General features: G+C 70.9%; 13 protein-coding genes and 1 pseudogene. 7 read left to right on the top strand and 7 right to left on the bottom strand.

All coding sequences use genetic code 11. The annotated features are described in order from the left end of the window. Window positions 1–171: 171 nt before the first annotated feature. Together AC3ETA_RS04750 and AC3ETA_RS04745 are read left to right on the top strand one after the other, a co-directional pair. Window positions 172–390: pseudogene (locus AC3ETA_RS04750) on the top strand (TetR/AcrR family transcriptional regulator); the annotation flags it as partial. A 423-nt stretch (window positions 391–813) separates the two neighbouring features. Continuing rightward, entirely contained in the window at window positions 814–2,280 is a 1,467-nt protein-coding gene (locus tag AC3ETA_RS04745; protein WP_432191608.1) for a sensor histidine kinase, read from the top strand. A 181-nt stretch (window positions 2,281–2,461) separates the two neighbouring features. On the opposite strand, the gene AC3ETA_RS04740 is transcribed toward AC3ETA_RS04745, so the two are convergent. Next, complete coding sequence (locus AC3ETA_RS04740) at window positions 2,462–2,719, bottom strand: WhiB family transcriptional regulator (RefSeq protein WP_006142322.1); 258 nt, start codon at window positions 2,717–2,719, stop codon at window positions 2,462–2,464. A gap of 319 nt (window positions 2,720–3,038) precedes the next feature. Beyond that, complete coding sequence (locus AC3ETA_RS04735) at window positions 3,039–4,007, bottom strand: diacylglycerol/lipid kinase family protein (protein WP_432191534.1); 969 nt, start codon at window positions 4,005–4,007, stop codon at window positions 3,039–3,041. Between the two features lie 156 nt (window positions 4,008–4,163). On the opposite strand from AC3ETA_RS04735, the gene AC3ETA_RS04730 reads away from it, so the two are divergent. Next, window positions 4,164–4,610, top strand: a complete 447-nt coding sequence (locus AC3ETA_RS04730) for a hypothetical protein (protein WP_432191533.1) — start codon at window positions 4,164–4,166, stop codon at window positions 4,608–4,610. A gap of 28 nt (window positions 4,611–4,638) precedes the next feature. On the opposite strand, the gene AC3ETA_RS04725 is transcribed toward AC3ETA_RS04730, so the two are convergent. The 3 genes from AC3ETA_RS04725 to AC3ETA_RS04715 all read right to left on the bottom strand — a co-directional run bounded on the left by AC3ETA_RS04725 (window position 4,639) and on the right by AC3ETA_RS04715 (window position 6,761). Next, the gene (locus tag AC3ETA_RS04725) at window positions 4,639–5,799 is read right to left on the bottom strand and encodes an RNA polymerase sigma factor SigF (RefSeq protein WP_432191532.1); all 1,161 of its coding nucleotides are present in this window, start codon (window positions 5,797–5,799) and stop codon (window positions 4,639–4,641) included. A gap of 17 nt (window positions 5,800–5,816) precedes the next feature. Further along, window positions 5,817–6,230, bottom strand: coding sequence for an ATP-binding protein (locus AC3ETA_RS04720; protein WP_003992877.1), 414 nt, complete (start codon window positions 6,228–6,230; stop codon window positions 5,817–5,819). Window positions 6,231–6,500: 270 nt separating this feature from the next. Then, window positions 6,501–6,761: a UBP-type zinc finger domain-containing protein gene (locus AC3ETA_RS04715; protein WP_381460732.1), complete on the bottom strand. Its 261-nt coding sequence runs from the start codon at window positions 6,759–6,761 to the stop codon at window positions 6,501–6,503. A 210-nt stretch (window positions 6,762–6,971) separates the two neighbouring features. Between AC3ETA_RS04715 and AC3ETA_RS04710 the strand changes: the two genes are divergently transcribed. Next, window positions 6,972–8,567 (top strand): Na+/H+ antiporter, encoded by a 1,596-nt coding sequence (locus AC3ETA_RS04710; RefSeq protein ID WP_432191531.1) that lies wholly within the window; start codon window positions 6,972–6,974, stop codon window positions 8,565–8,567. Window positions 8,568–8,574: 7 nt separating this feature from the next. On the opposite strand, the gene AC3ETA_RS04705 is transcribed toward AC3ETA_RS04710, so the two are convergent. Both AC3ETA_RS04705 and AC3ETA_RS04700 read right to left on the bottom strand, forming a co-directional pair. Next, complete coding sequence (locus AC3ETA_RS04705) at window positions 8,575–9,489, bottom strand: 1-aminocyclopropane-1-carboxylate deaminase/D-cysteine desulfhydrase (protein WP_432191530.1); 915 nt, start codon at window positions 9,487–9,489, stop codon at window positions 8,575–8,577. Window positions 9,490–9,575: 86 nt separating this feature from the next. Beyond that, window positions 9,576–10,166 (bottom strand): N-acetylmuramoyl-L-alanine amidase, encoded by a 591-nt coding sequence (locus tag AC3ETA_RS04700; RefSeq protein WP_432191529.1) that lies wholly within the window; start codon window positions 10,164–10,166, stop codon window positions 9,576–9,578. Window positions 10,167–10,460: 294 nt separating this feature from the next. Between AC3ETA_RS04700 and AC3ETA_RS04695 the strand changes: the two genes are divergently transcribed. The 3 genes from AC3ETA_RS04695 to AC3ETA_RS04685 all read left to right on the top strand — a co-directional run bounded on the left by AC3ETA_RS04695 (window position 10,461) and on the right by AC3ETA_RS04685 (window position 14,102). Continuing rightward, window positions 10,461–11,867 (top strand): family 2B encapsulin nanocompartment shell protein, encoded by a 1,407-nt coding sequence (locus tag AC3ETA_RS04695; protein WP_432191528.1) that lies wholly within the window; start codon window positions 10,461–10,463, stop codon window positions 11,865–11,867. 141 nt (window positions 11,868–12,008) lie between these two features. Continuing rightward, window positions 12,009–13,148, top strand: a complete 1,140-nt coding sequence (locus tag AC3ETA_RS04690) for a family 2 encapsulin nanocompartment cargo protein polyprenyl transferase (protein WP_432191527.1) — start codon at window positions 12,009–12,011, stop codon at window positions 13,146–13,148. A gap of 360 nt (window positions 13,149–13,508) precedes the next feature. Further along, entirely contained in the window at window positions 13,509–14,102 is a 594-nt protein-coding gene (locus AC3ETA_RS04685) for a GNAT family N-acetyltransferase (RefSeq protein WP_432191526.1), read from the top strand. Window positions 14,103–14,149 lie beyond the last annotated feature (47 nt).

Raw genomic sequence — 14,149 nt, 5'->3', positions numbered from 1 at the left:
GTCCGTATCGATGAAGCCGGGCCCGACGGAGTCGGCCGTGATGCCGCGCGGCGCCGGCTCGGCCGCGAGTGAGCGGGTCAGGGGCGTGACCGTGCCCCGGCCGTGCGGGTGGCGGCGATCGGCGCGACGGCGGCGTCCGTGGCTGCCGTGACACTCATCCTCGTCCGTCTCCTGCGCGACCGCCGCAACGCCACCATCGCCGCCTTCGAGGGCCGTATCGCAGAGGACATCGCCGCAGGAGCCCTCCCCGCAGGCACCGACGCCGGCGCACTGGCCCGGCGCACCGGCGCGATGGTCCAGGGCATGTCACAACAGGCGCGCGACGGGGCGAGCCGGGAGGAACTGGAGGCACTCGTGGAAATTGCCATGGCCATCTGGCCCCGCACATGAACCCACACGGGTTAGGCTGCGTGATGTATGCGAGGGCGTCCTACTAGTTCTCCAACTGGTCAGGAACCCGCGAGGAAGACGCCAACAGCAAACACGCTCCAACGCATGGACACACCAGAGTGGTCTAGTCCACAATGCGAAGGAGTGCGTGGCTACGAGAACGCACCGACTTCCGTCTTCCCCGCACAGGAAGGCGGACCGAGGAACCGGAGCTCTCTGCCCTGACTGCCCCGGGTCCTCATCCTCGGCCGACCGGGACCGCACACCCCACGGCCGATATTGCTCCGGGCTGCGGTGCCGGGAGGGTTGAGGGTCCCTCTCAGGCGCCGCGGCCCGCGGGTGTTCTCAGGGCCTGATCCTCTCCCCGCCGGCTGGTTTCCGGCGATGTCCGTACCGCCAGGTACGCTCGGCCCCGTGCCCTCCATGAACGAACTCGTACGCCAGCACACGGCCCTCGACGACTCCGACCTCGAGTGGCTCCACCTGCTGGTCTCGGAGTGGCAGTTGCTCTCCGACCTCTCCTTCGCCGACCTCGTGCTGTGGGTTCCCACCAGTGACGGCACCCGCTATGTCTCCGTGGCGCAGATGCGGCCCAACACCGGCCCGACCTCGTACCAGGACGACATGGTCGGCCACCTCGTCCCGCGCGGCCGGCGCCCGATGCTGGACGCCGCGCTCGACGAGGGCCGGATCGTGCGGGAGGGCGACCCGGAGTGGCGCGAGGAGGTGCCGGTCCGCGTCGAGTCGATCCCGGTACGACGGGACGGGCGCGTCCTGGGGGTCATCGCACGCAACACCAACCTGCTGACCGTGCGCACCCCGAGCCGGCTTGAGCTCACCTACCTCCAGAGCGCCTCGGACCTCGCGCAGATGATCGCGGCCGGATCGTTCCCGTTCGCCAATCAGCAGGTCGACATGGACGCCTCGCCGCGCGTCGGCGACGGCCTGATCCGCCTCGACGCCGACGGCCTCGTCCAGTACGCCTCGCCGAACGCGCTGTCCGCCTACCACCGCCTCGGCCTGGCCTCCGACCTCGTCGGCCAGCACCTGGGCATGACCACCGCCGAACTCGCCCCGACCCATGGACCGGTGGACGAGGCGCTCGCCAAGGTCGCCAGCGGATGGGCGCCCCGCGAGTTCGAGATCGAGGCCAACGACGGAGTCATCCAGTTCCGGGCGATCCCGCTCAAGCCCAAGGGCACCCGCATCGGTTCCCTGGTCCTGCTCCGGGACGTCACCGAACTGCGCCGCCGCGAGCAGGAGTTGATCACCAAGGACGCGACCATCCGGGAGATCCACCACCGGGTGAAGAACAACCTCCAGACGGTGGCAGCCCTGCTCCGCCTCCAGGCCCGGCGCATCGAGTCCGAACGCGGCCGCGAGGCGCTGGAGGAGGCGGTCCGGCGCGTCGGTTCGATCGCGATCGTGCACGAGACGCTCTCCCAGAACCTCGACGAGCGCGTGGAGTTCGACGAGATCGCCGACCGGGTGCTGGCGATGGTCGCCGAGATCTCGCCCGGCAAGGTCAACGGCCGGCGCACCGGCCGGTTCGGCATCCTGGACGCCGAGGTCGCCACCCCGCTGTCGATGGTCCTGACCGAGGTCCTGCAGAACGCCCTGGAGCACGGCTTCCGTGAGGGCGAGACCGGCACGGTCGAGGTCGCGGCGGTCCGCGGCGGTACGACGAAGCAGGTCCGCCTCCTGGTCACGGTCCAGGACGACGGCGTGGGCCTGCCCGAGGGGTTCGATCCGCACACCGCGGGCAACCTCGGCCTGCAGATCGTACGGACCCTGGTCGAGGGCGAGTTGGGCGGCACGTTCGACATGGTCCCGGCGCCGGAGCGGGGGACCAGGGTGATCCTCGACATCCCGGTGCGGGCGCAGAAGTAGGGCCGGGCCCGGAGTGTGCGCACAGCAAAGAGCCCCAGCCCGTTCGGGGGCTGGGGCTCAACATGCTCGTTGCCAGCATTCGCTGCGCATCGGGGGTACTGCGCGCTGCGGCTCGGGGGCGGGAGATGCGTACTCGCTGTACGCGCCGCCAAGCTCAGGCTGTTTTAGCGGGGCGGGTGTGTCAGGCGGAGGCCTGACGGGCCCGGTTGCGGGCGGCGCGGCGCTTCATGGCGCGGCGCTCGTCCTCGCTGAGACCACCCCAGACGCCGGAGTCCTGACCGGACTCGAGCGCCCACTGCAGACACTGATCCATAACGGGGCAGCGGCGGCAGACGGCCTTGGCTTCCTCGATCTGCAGCAGCGCAGGACCGGTGTTGCCGATGGGGAAGAAGAGCTCGGGGTCTTCCTCGCGGCAAACGGCGTTGTGACGCCAGTCCATGGCTGCTACCTCTCCTTGGTATTACGTGCTGATTGCTTGTGAATGTGAACGCTTTCACGAATCCCTCAACAAGTGAAGGGCCGACCGCCAGGTTCCCTGGCGAGGTCCTGTGATGTGAAGAGGGGTTCCGGTGATCAGTGGAGGCCGGTCTTGCGGGCCGTCCCGATCGCCACGTAGAGACTCGCAAACCTCAGCGACGGATACAACCCCTTCCGGAAAGTTTTTTTTGATTCCTCGGTGTCGACTAGGTCACAGCCGTACTTCCATGGGGTGGATCCTGGCCTAAACGTTCGAGTGAAAGGACTTTAGCCCGTTCCGCTCACACAATCACACGCAGTGCACGGCGTACGCCTGTGAACGTCACGCTCGTACGCAGCCCGAGGTGGTCGCCGTCCATCTGGAGGGGCAATGGCACCTTCGAATGCAAGGTGAACTGGTCCAGGTCGTGAAGCGTGACCGCATGCTTCCCATGGGCTCCCCGCTCGGGGGACGAAGTGAGCAACTGGGTTGCATACCGGGCAACCGCGACCGTGGACATCCGGCTGAGACCGAGTACGTCGAGGCCCGTATCGAACGAAGCCTTAGGTGCCGCGTACACCGGACGATTGCCCAGATACGTCCACGGAGCGGTGTTGCAGACTATGGACAGCACCAAATCGGTCACCGGGTCCTCGCCCGGCCGCTCCAGTGTGATCGTGCCGTGCCGGCGGTTGGGTTCCTGAAGGAACTGCCGTACCACCTGGCGCAGATAAAGGGCGTGCGTGGACTTCTTTCCGCGCTCGCGCTGCTGCTCGACCCGGCCGACCACGCCCGCGTCGAAGCCGAGCCCCGCGCAGAAGGTGAACCATCTGGCCGGGACGCCCTCGTCCTCGGTGCCCGGGGTGCCCGCCGCGATACCCATGCCGACCGTACGTTCGCTGCCCTCGCGCAGCGCGTCGAGCAGGGCCCCGGTCGCCTCCACGGCGTCGTTGGGCAGGCCGAGTGCGCGGGCGAAGACGTTGGTGGAGCCGCCGGGGACCACGGCGAGGCCGGGGAGGCCCTCCGGGTCGGGGCCGTTGTGCAGCAGTCCGTTCACGACCTCGTTCACGGTGCCGTCGCCGCCGAGGGCGACCACCAGGTCGATCTCGCCGCTCTCCGCCGCCTGCCGGCCGAGGTCGCGGGCGTGGCCGCGGTACTCGGTGGTGACCGCCTCCAGCTTCATCTCGCTGGCGAGCGCATGGATCAGGACATCGCGCGTACGTGCGCTTGTGGTGGTTGCTGCCGGATTGACCACGAGAAGTGCACGCATGGGTTGCAGCGTACCTACTGGGGGGTACCGGGCACAGGCCGAGGTAGGGATCAAGTAAGAGACGGAGCGTGAGCCTCGACACGGGTGATCGCGACGGCCCGGGCGTGGGGGAGCCTTGGCCGAGGCGGCCGTAACAGGGACGGCTACCCTTCAGGGGTGACCAAGGAGCAGAACCCCACCACCCCCGAAACCGCCGGCCCGCGTCCGCGGCGGCTGACGTACGCGGCCGTGCTGACCGCGCTGGAAGGCGTGGGCCTCACCGTCGGGGGAGTCTGGGTACTCGTGCTGGGGCTGACCGGTGATCCGGACGACCGGCAGCAGGCGGTCACCCTCGGCGTGACCCTGGTCGCGCTGGCGCTGCTGCCGCTGCTCGCCGCGCGGGGGCTGTTCGCCCTGCGCAGCTGGAGCCGGGGGCCGTCCATCATCACGCAGATCCTGGCGCTGCCGGTGGCCTACAGCCTGTTGCAGGCCGACAGCATCGCCATCCCGGCGGGCATCGCGATCGCCGCGATCGCGATCGCCACGCTCGTGTTCCTGGTCAATCCGGCGACGACCGAGGCCCTCGGGATCCGCGGGCCCGGCAACGCGCCGGATCAGAAGTAGCCGACGGCCGCCGCTCCTCGGCGGCCGCTTACTCCTCCACCAGCAGCTTCTCCCGCAGCTGGGCCAGGGTGCGGGCCAGCAGGCGGGAGACGTGCATCTGGGAGATGCCGACCTCCTGCGCGATCTGCGACTGGGTCATGTTGCCGAAGAAGCGCAGCAGCAGGATCCGCTTCTCGCGCGGCGGCAGGTCTTCCAGCAGCGGCTTGAGGGACTCGCGGTACTCGACGCCTTCCAGCGCCTCGTCCTCCGCGCCCAGGGTGTCCGCGACCGCCGGGGACTCGTCGTCGGTGTCGGGGACGTCCAGGGACAGCGTGGAGTACGCGTTCGCGGACTCCAGGCCCTCCAGGACCTCCTCCTCCGAGATCGCCAGCTTCTCGGCGAGCTCGTGCACGGTCGGGGAGCGGCCGTGCTGCTGGGACAGCTCGGCGGTGGCCGTGGTGAGCGCGAGCCGCAGCTCCTGCAGGCGCCGCGGGACGCGCACCGCCCAGCCCTTGTCACGGAAGTGGCGCTTGATCTCACCGACGACCGTCGGGGTCGCGTAGGTGGAGAACTCGACGCCGCGGTCCGGGTCGAAGCGGTCGACCGACTTGATCAGACCGATGGTGGCGACCTGGGTCAGGTCGTCCAGCGGCTCACCGCGGTTGCGGAAGCGGCGTGCGAGATGCTCGACCAGCGGCAGGTGCATACGGACCAGCCGGTTGCGCAGCTCCGCGTACTCCGGGCTGCCGTCCTGCAGCTTGCGCAGCTCGACGAACAGGGCGCGAGCCCCGCTGCGGTCCTGTGGGTCGTGCTGCGTGGCCTGCGCGCTGTGCGCGGCCGTCGCCTCGTGGTCGGCGTCTCGCTCGTGCTCGCTCATCGTCCCGCCCGTCGCCCTCTCCCGAGCCCTCGCCTCCGTCCTCACTCTCGACTTCGGTCGAGCGGGAGGACCCCCGGGGGCTGGGGAGACCCCGATTCGCCCGCCCAGAGGCGCGCCCTGCACAGCACCGTCGTCCCCCGGGCCGCCCTGGAGGCCGGTCACCACGGAGTCGTCCTCCGGGTGCGGCCGGGCCTGCTCGGGGATGCCGTCGATGCCGTCCGCCATGCGCCGGGAGACGCTCGGGCCGTCAGGGCCCGCTCCCGCACTCCCGGTCCCGCCCGAGCTGGGGGGAGTGTCCGGCAGCTCCCGTGTGCCGCGCTCTTCGTCCCGCACCGGCCCGTCCCCGTTCCTCACGCCGGCCCGGGTCCCGCGCCGCGCTGTTTGTAGAGGCTGATCGAAACGGTTTTGTCCTTGTCCACGGCGGAGGAGACCTTGCCCGCGAGGGCCGACAGCACGGTCCAGGCGAAGGTGTCCCTGGAGGGGGCGTGGCCGTCCGTGGTCGGGGCCGAGACGGTGACTTCGAGTGAGTCGTCGACGAGCCGGAAGACACAGCTGAGCACGGAGCCGGGCACGGCCTGCTGGAGCAGGATCGCGCAGGCCTCGTCCACCGCGATGCGCAGGTCCTCGATCTCGTCGAGGGTGAAGTCCAAACGGGCGGCGAGGCCGGCGGTCGCCGTACGCAGCACCGACAGGTAGGCACCCGCGGCCGGCAGCCGGACTTCCACGAAGTCCTGGGTCGCGGGCTCGCCTGCGATCTGGGACACCCTCACCTCCAAGGTGGTACAAGCTTTTCGGGGCCGAGGGTCGCCCCCCGGGGTAACGCGATGTGTGGTTCAGCGGTGACGCTATCGCGCTCTGAACTTTCCTGTCCCCAGGACCCCAACCCCTTGCTGTCACTCATAGTAAACACACGGACACGCTCCGTGGCTAGGGGGTCTGCGGGCCCAATTGGGAAGAGCGCGCGCCGGTTTGACGTACCCAGACGTCACAGGGTCGAACCGTCCGGATCCCCAGTCGTCCAGCGTACGTCGGTGTCACACCAGTACGTGGTCGACAAAGCACCAGCGCCATTCCTCGCCGGGCTCGAACGTCCGCATGATCGGGTGCCCGGACTCCTTGTGGTGCTCCGTGGCGTGCCTGCCCGGCGAGGAGTCGCAGCAGCCGACGTGACCGCAGGTGAGGCACAGCCGCAGCTGCACCGGGTGCCGGCCCTCCGCCAGGCACTCGGGACAGGTCTCGCCGAGCGGACCTGGTTCCGGGTGCGGCAGCGCGTCGGCGTGCGTGCACTGTTTCATGATTGCCAGGTTACGACGGCCACGCACACACCCGCGCGGAAAATCGAGGGCGGGCGGGCGGGCGGGCGGCGACGACGAGCGAGGGCGGGCAGGGACCATGGACGGGCGCGTCGGCAGGGCCGCGCGCGGACGCGGGTGTCGTGCCGTGTCGAGTGGTGGGCGGCGGCGCGGCGGCGCCGCCGACGGTGCGGGTGAGGGTGGGCGAGTCGTATGGATGTGATGCCGCTGCTGTTGCTGGTGGCGGGGAGCGCCGCCGTGGCCGCGGCCGCCCGGCGCTCGCCGGTGCCGGCGCCGCTGCTGCTGGTCGCAGCCGGGCTCGCCGTGTCGTACGTACCGGGGGTGCCCGAGTACACCCTCGACCCGCACATCGTGCTGCCGCTGGTGCTGCCGCCGCTGCTGCACAGCGCGGCGACGGACAGCTCGTATCTCGATCTGCGGGCGCAGCTGCGGCCCGTGATGCTGCTGTCGGTCGGATACGTGCTCTTCGCGACCTTCGCCGTCGGCTGGGTCGTCTATCTCGTCGTCCCGGAGCTGCCGCTGACCGCCGCGCTGGTGCTGGGCGCGGTGGTGGCGCCGCCGGACGCGGTCGCCGCGACGGCCGTCGCCCGCCGGGTGGGGCTGCCGTCCCGGATCACGACGATCCTCCAGGGCGAGTCCCTGGTGAACGACGCCACCGCGATCACCGCCTACCGGGTGGCCCTCGCGGCGGCCGTCGGAGAGGGCGCCACCTGGGCCGGCGGCATCGGGGAGTTCCTGCTCGCGGCGTTCGGCGGCATCGGTGTGGGGCTCGTGCTGATGGTGCCGATCCACTGGCTGCGCACCCATGTGAAGGAGGCGCTGCTGCAGAACACGCTCTCGCTGCTGATCCCGTTCGTCGCGTACGCCGCGGCCGAGCAGGTGCACGCCTCCGGGGTCCTGGCCGTAGTGGTCGTCGCGCTCTATCTGGGGCACCGCGCGTGGGAGGTCGACTTCGCCACGCGGCTCCAGGAGGACGCGGTGTGGAAGATGGTCGCCTTCGTGCTGGAGTCGGCGGTGTTCGCGTTGATCGGACTGCAGCTGCCGGTGGTCCTCAAGGACCTCGGCGAGTACGAGGGCAGCCGCGCCGCCTGGTACGCCATCGCCGTCTTCCTGGCGGTCGTCGCCTCGCGGTTCCTGTGGGTGTATCCGGCGACCTTCCTGCCGCGCATGCTGTCGGGGCGGATCCGGGAGCGCGAGCAGAACCCGACGTGGAAGGGCGCGTTCATCATCTCCTGGGCCGGCATGCGAGGGGTCGTCTCGCTGGCGATCGCCTTCTCGATCCCGCTCACCGTGCACGGCGGCGAGGAGTTCCCCGAGCGCAACCTCATCCTGTTCCTGACCTTCACGACCGTCATCGGCACCCTGGTCGTCCAGGGCATGACGCTGCCGCCGCTGATCCGCGTGCTGAAGCTGCCCGGGCGCGACGCGCAGGCCGAGACCCTCGCCGAGGCGAACGCCCAGGCCCAGGCGTCCCGTATCGCCGAACAGCGTCTGGAGGAACTCCTCTCCGACGAGCGAAACGCCCTGCCCGAGCCTCTGGCCGACCGGCTGCGAGCCGTCCTGGAACGCCGCCGCAACTCCGTATGGGAACGCCTCGGCCAGGCCAACCCCATCACCGGCGAGTCCGTCGACGACACCTACCGCAGACTGTCCCGCGACGTGATCGGCGCCGAACGCGCGGTCTTCGTGAAGCTGCGCGACGGCCGCTACATCGACGACGAGATGCTGCGCACGCTGCTGCGCAGGCTGGACCTGGAGGAGGCGGCGGCCTACCGGGAGGCGGAGTGAGGGCCGCTCACGCGGGGAACGGTGATCCGGTGACGACCGCCGCGATCGCCGTCCCGCGCGGGTAGGCGCCCTCCTCGGCGAGCGCGACAAGTCCATACAGCAACTTGGCGACATAGAGACCCTCGACGGGTACCGAATGCCGCTGTTCGAAGTCCTGTGCGAAGGCGTCCAGCTCGGGAGCCGTACGTGCGTACCCACCGAAGTGGAAGCGGTCGTCCAGCCGCCAGTCACCCCGGGGCCCGCCGAACGCCTCGGCCTGCAAGCGCCGTACGTCGTCCGCCAGGAAGCCGCCCTTGAGGACGGGCACGCCCAGGGCACGCTGACCGGGGTCGAGGCCCGCGGCCAGGCCGGCGAGTGTCCCGCCGGTGCCGCAGGCGACCGCGACCACGTCGGCCTGCCCGCGCAGCTCCTCGCCGAGCGCCCGGCACCCTCGTACGGCGAGGGTGTTGCTGCCGCCCTCCGGGACGACGTACGCGTCCTGGGCGCCGGCCGCGTGCAGGACGGCGGCCAGCGTGCTCGGCTCGGACTTGTGGCGGTAGGTCGATCTGTCGACGAAGTGCAGCCGCATGCCATCGGCCGCGCACCGGGCCAGTGACGGGTTGAGGGGGCGGTCGGCCAGCTCCTGGCCGCGCACCACCCCGACCGTGGGCAGACCGAGGAGGCGGCCCGCGGCGGCGGTGGCGCGCAGGTGGTTGGAGTAGGCGCCGCCGAAGGTGAGGACGGTGCGACCGGCGGCGGCTTCGAGGTTCGGCGCGAGCTTGCGCCACTTGTTGCCGATCAGCTCCGGGTGGATCAGGTCGTCCCGCTTGAGCAGCAGACGCAGACCGCGGCGGGTGAAGCGCTCGTCCTGCGACTCCTGCAAGGGAGAGGGGAGCCGGGGGCGGAGGGTGGTGAGGTCGGGCGTGGTGTCGGGGCCGGGCACCTGCTCATTGTCGCGCGCACGCCGCCCGTGCCCTGCTGCGGGTACACGGCGTGATCGCCCCGCTCCCTTCGCACGCCGACGGTGCCCTACCTCAGGCGCTCGCCGATCCGCGTGCGCATCGAGGCCATCGTGAACCCTCGCGGATCCACCTTCCCGGGCTGCCATTCCAGATGGCCGATCACCGACCGCTCCGTCCAGCCGTGATGGCGGCAGACGGCCGCCGAGACGCGTTCGATCGCCTCCAGCTGGACCGCCGGCCAGGGATCGTTCCCGTCGCCCAGGGTCTCGCACTCGAAGCCGTAGAAGTGGCGGTTGCCGTCGGTGTCGGCCTCGTTGTCGGGCGGCAGGGCCGTCTCCGCGATGACCGCGCGCAGCACGTCGTCGTCGCCGAGGCCGGCGTGGTTGGCGCGGCCGTAGCCGACCAGGTGGACCCTGCCGTCCTTGGTGACGACGCCGTGGCAGAGGGGGCCGGGCAGCCCCTCGTAGCCGTTGCGGCAGAGCTCGACCGTCTGTGCGCTGCCCCTGGTCACCGTGTGGTGGATCATCACGCCGTGGACGGGACCCCACGGGCCCACGTGATTGCGGTTGTGGTGCTCCCAGTCGCCGACCTCGACGACGGTCGCGCCCTCTGTACGAAGTCTCTCCAGGAACCTGCTCGCGGACATGGGTGTGGCCATGGCCGCTCCCTTCGTGCCGTGCGCCGGCCGCCGAGCGCGGCCGCCTCGTACCCGTGCTGTACCGAGAACGGGCAGACGGGACTCCTCGTATCGCACGGTGTACGAGCGGTTCTGGACAGTTGCAGAAGGGACCATCAGTGGACAAGGTCCCTCTGTTTGCCCAGTGGCCGGTGATCCATTCCCGCTCTTTCGGGTAATAGCACCGGCACGCTCCGTGATGAAAGGCTCGGTGCCGCACATGGCGATGCGTGGCGTCAGATCGGCGTCGGCGCATGACCGGGAGGGCAATTCCTTATGTCGGTAGGCGAAGAGGTCCGCACTGAGCAGGGCAAGCCGCAGCAGAGTCTCGGCACGGCGGCCGCGCGGAACCTGGCCACCACCACCAAGTCCGCGCCGCAGATGCAGGAGATCAGTTCCCGCTGGCTGCTGCGCATGCTGCCCTGGGTGAACGTCCAGGGCGGTACGTACCGGGTGAACCGGCGTCTGACCTACGCCGTCGGTGACGGCCGCGTCACTTTCGTCAAGACCGGTGATCGCGTCGATGTCATCCCGGCCGAGCTGTGCGAGCTGCCGGCGCTGCGGTCGTACGAGGACGAGGAGGTGCTCTCCGAGCTCGCCCAGCGCTGCCAGCAGCGGGAGTTCACGGCGGGTTCCGTGATCGCCTCGTTCGGCAGCCAGGCCGACGAGGTGCTCCTGCTCGCGCACGGCAGGGTGGAGAAGCTCGGCACCGGCCCCTACGGGGAGGACGAGTCCCTCGGAGTCCTCGCCGACGGCGCCTACCTCGGCGATCAGGCCCTGCTCGACGCCGACGCCATCTGGGAGTACACCGTCCGCGCGGTCACCGCCTGCACGGTGCTGGTGCTGCCCCGTCAGGACGTCGAACGGGTCGCGGAGCGCGCCGAATCGCTGCGCGAGCACCTCGAACAGCTCCGGGCGATCCCGGAGCAGCGCACCAACAAGTACGGCGAGCGGGAGATCGACCTCGCGGCCGGCCACAGCGGCGAGCCCGACATCCCGCACACCTTCGTCGACTACGAGGCCAGGCCCCGTGAGTACGAACTGAGCGTCGCCCAGACCGTGCTGCGCATCCACTCGCGGGTGGCCGACCTCTACAACCAGCCGATGAACCAGACCGAGCAGCAGCTCCGGCTGACCGTGGAGGCACTGAAGGAGCGCCAGGAGCACGAGCTCGTCAACAACCGCGAGTTCGGCCTGCTCAACAACTGCGAGTACGACCAGCGGCTCCAGCCGCACGACGGTGTGCCCAGCCCCGACGACATGGACGAGCTGCTGTGCCGGCGCCGCGGCACCAAGCTGTTCCTCGCCCACCCGCGCGCGATCTCCGCTTTCGGGCGTGAGCTCAACAAGCGCGGACTGGTGCCCGAGACCATCGAGATGGCCGGCAACCGCATTCCCACCTGGCGCGGTGTGCCGATCTTCCCGTGCAACAAGATCCCGGTCACCGACGCCCGTACGACCTCGATCATCGCCATGCGTACGGGCGAGTCGGAGCAGGGCGTCATCGGCCTCCAGCAGTCCGGCATCCCGGACGAGATCGAGCCGAGCCTGTCGTGCCGCTTCATGGGCATCAACGAACAGGCCATCATCAAGTACCTGGTCACGGCGTACTACTCGGCCGCGGTCCTGGTGCCGGATGCCCTCGGGGTGCTGGAGAACGTCGAGATCGGGCGCTGGCGGTGACGATTCCCGCCCGGCGCCGCCCCGCCCGAACACTCGTCGGAGCGGCGCCGTGTCCCCTGTCCCCCGCGTGGGTAGACCCTCGGGGTAGGCGCCCAGCCGTAGCGGAAGTGCCACTGTCCGCCGACTCTCCGAGGCGATGCCATGGGTGAGTTCATGACGGAGACGCAGCAACGCCCCGCCGGGGCGCGGCCGTCCACCGATACGCTCGAAAGGCGGGGGCCCATCGCGACCGAGGGGGACGGCACACCGGGGCCGCTCGACGGGCCCGAGGCGGCGGTGATCCTGGAGCGTGCGCGGGGTGCGGTCGACCCCGAACTGCGCTCAGCCATCGAGTCGTTGCCACCGTCCATGCGCCGGATCGCGCTCTACCACTTCGGCTGGATGCACCCGGACGGCACCCCCGCGGCGGGCAACGCGGGAAAGGCGATCCGTCCCGCCCTCGTCCTCACGGCGGCCGCCACGCTCGGCGGACCGGGGGCGCGGGCGGCGGCCGTACCGGTGGCGGTCGCGGTGGAGCTGGTGCACAACTTCACGCTGCTGCACGACGACGTGATGGACCAGGACGCCACCCGCAGGCACCGGCCCACCGCCTGGGCCGTGTTCGGCCAGGCCGACGCGATCCTCGCCGGGGACGCCCTCCAGGCGCTGGCCCTGCGGCTGCTCGCCGAGGACCCGCACCCGGCGTCCGCCGCCGCGGCGGCCCGGCTCGCGGACTGTGTCGTCGAGCTGTGCGCCGGACAGCACGCGGACACGGCGCTGGAGCGGCGCGGGCCGGCCGACGTGGGCCTCGAGGAGGTGCTCGCCATGGCCGAGGCCAAGACCGGTGCGCTGCTGGGGTGCGCCTGTGCCGTCGGCGGGCTGTACGCGGGCGCGGCACCGGAGGACGTGGCGGCGCTGGACGCGTTCGGCCGGGAGGCCGGGCTCGCCTTCCAGCTCATCGACGACGTGATCGGTATATGGGGCGACCCGAGCCACACCGGCAAGCCGGCCGGTGCGGATCTCGCCGCCCGCAAGAAATCCCTGCCGGTGGTCGCCGCGCTGACCTCCGGCGGTCCGGCCGCGGCGGAGCTCGCCGAGCTGTACGAGCTGCCGTACGACAAGGAGGACCTGCATCGCACGGCGCTCGCCGTGGAGCGGGCCGGTGGCCGCGACTGGGCGCAGGCCCAGGCCGCCGACCGGATGGCCCGGGCCATGCAGGAGCTGGCCCGCGCGGTGCCGGACCCGGAGGACGCGGGAGGGCTGCTGGCCCTCGCCGAGTTCGTGACACGACGCAGCAACTGAGGACCGCGGCGGCCGCCCGGCCGTATCGTGCGAGACGGTGGGCGGCGGCCGTCCCGTGACACCGCGGCGGTCGGACGACCGTGCCCGTCAAGGGCGCGGAAGCCGGCGGTCGCAGCGACTCCGGAGCCCCGGGGCCGTACGGTTCCTGACCCCGTACGGCCGTCCGGCGGCTCCGGACCGGCGGGTCCCGCACATCCCCACGGTGTGCGGGGCCCGTTCTTGCGTTCCGGAGGGATCCGGTGCGCGCGGCCGGATCTCGCCGGGACGGCCGGATCTCGTCAAAATGCGGCGCCGGACGCCGTGTTCCGACGGTTCGCCCTACGATCAAGGCCGGTTGAGACGAAGGGGCGGGTACACATCATGGGCGTCGCGATCCGGTCGGCGGGCGAGGAGGACCGGGAGCTGGTCGTGCGGCTGCTGGACGCGGCCTTCCAGGACGACCCGGTCAGCGGCTGGGTGTTCCCGGGCGACGAGCACCGCCGCACCACGCACCCGAGACTGATGGCGGCCTTCACCGACATCGTGCTCGCCCACGGCCGGATAGACGTCACCGAGGACGGCACGGCGTGCGCGCTGTGGATGTCCGTGCCGGCCGAGGCGCACGGGCAGGACGACGAAGGGCCGGTCCGGCTGCGCGAGGCCGTCGACCCGGCCAACGAGCGCGTCGAGCAGATAGGCCGGCTGACGGCCGCCATCCACCCGGAGGGCGAGGCCCACGAGTACCTGTGGATGATCGGCACCGCGCCCGAGCGGCAGGGTGAGGGGCTCGGCACCGCGCTCATCACGTCCGTCCTCGACCGCTGCGACCAGGAGGGCGTGGCCGCCTACCTGGAGGCGAGCAGCGCGCGCAGCCGGCACCTGTACGAGCGGCTCGGCTTCGCGCTCAAGGGCAGCCCCCTCGATCTCCCGGACGGCCCGCAGATGTGGCCGATGTGGCGCGAGCCGCGCGGCTGAGCCGCCACCACCGGTGAGGCCGTGGGGCTGAGCGGCCACCACCGGTG

The sequence above is a fragment of the Streptomyces sp. bgisy027 genome, assembly GCF_057710365.1.
The sequence above is the reverse complement of the archived record's forward strand: the minus strand, read 5'-3'. Positions and strand labels throughout refer to the sequence as shown.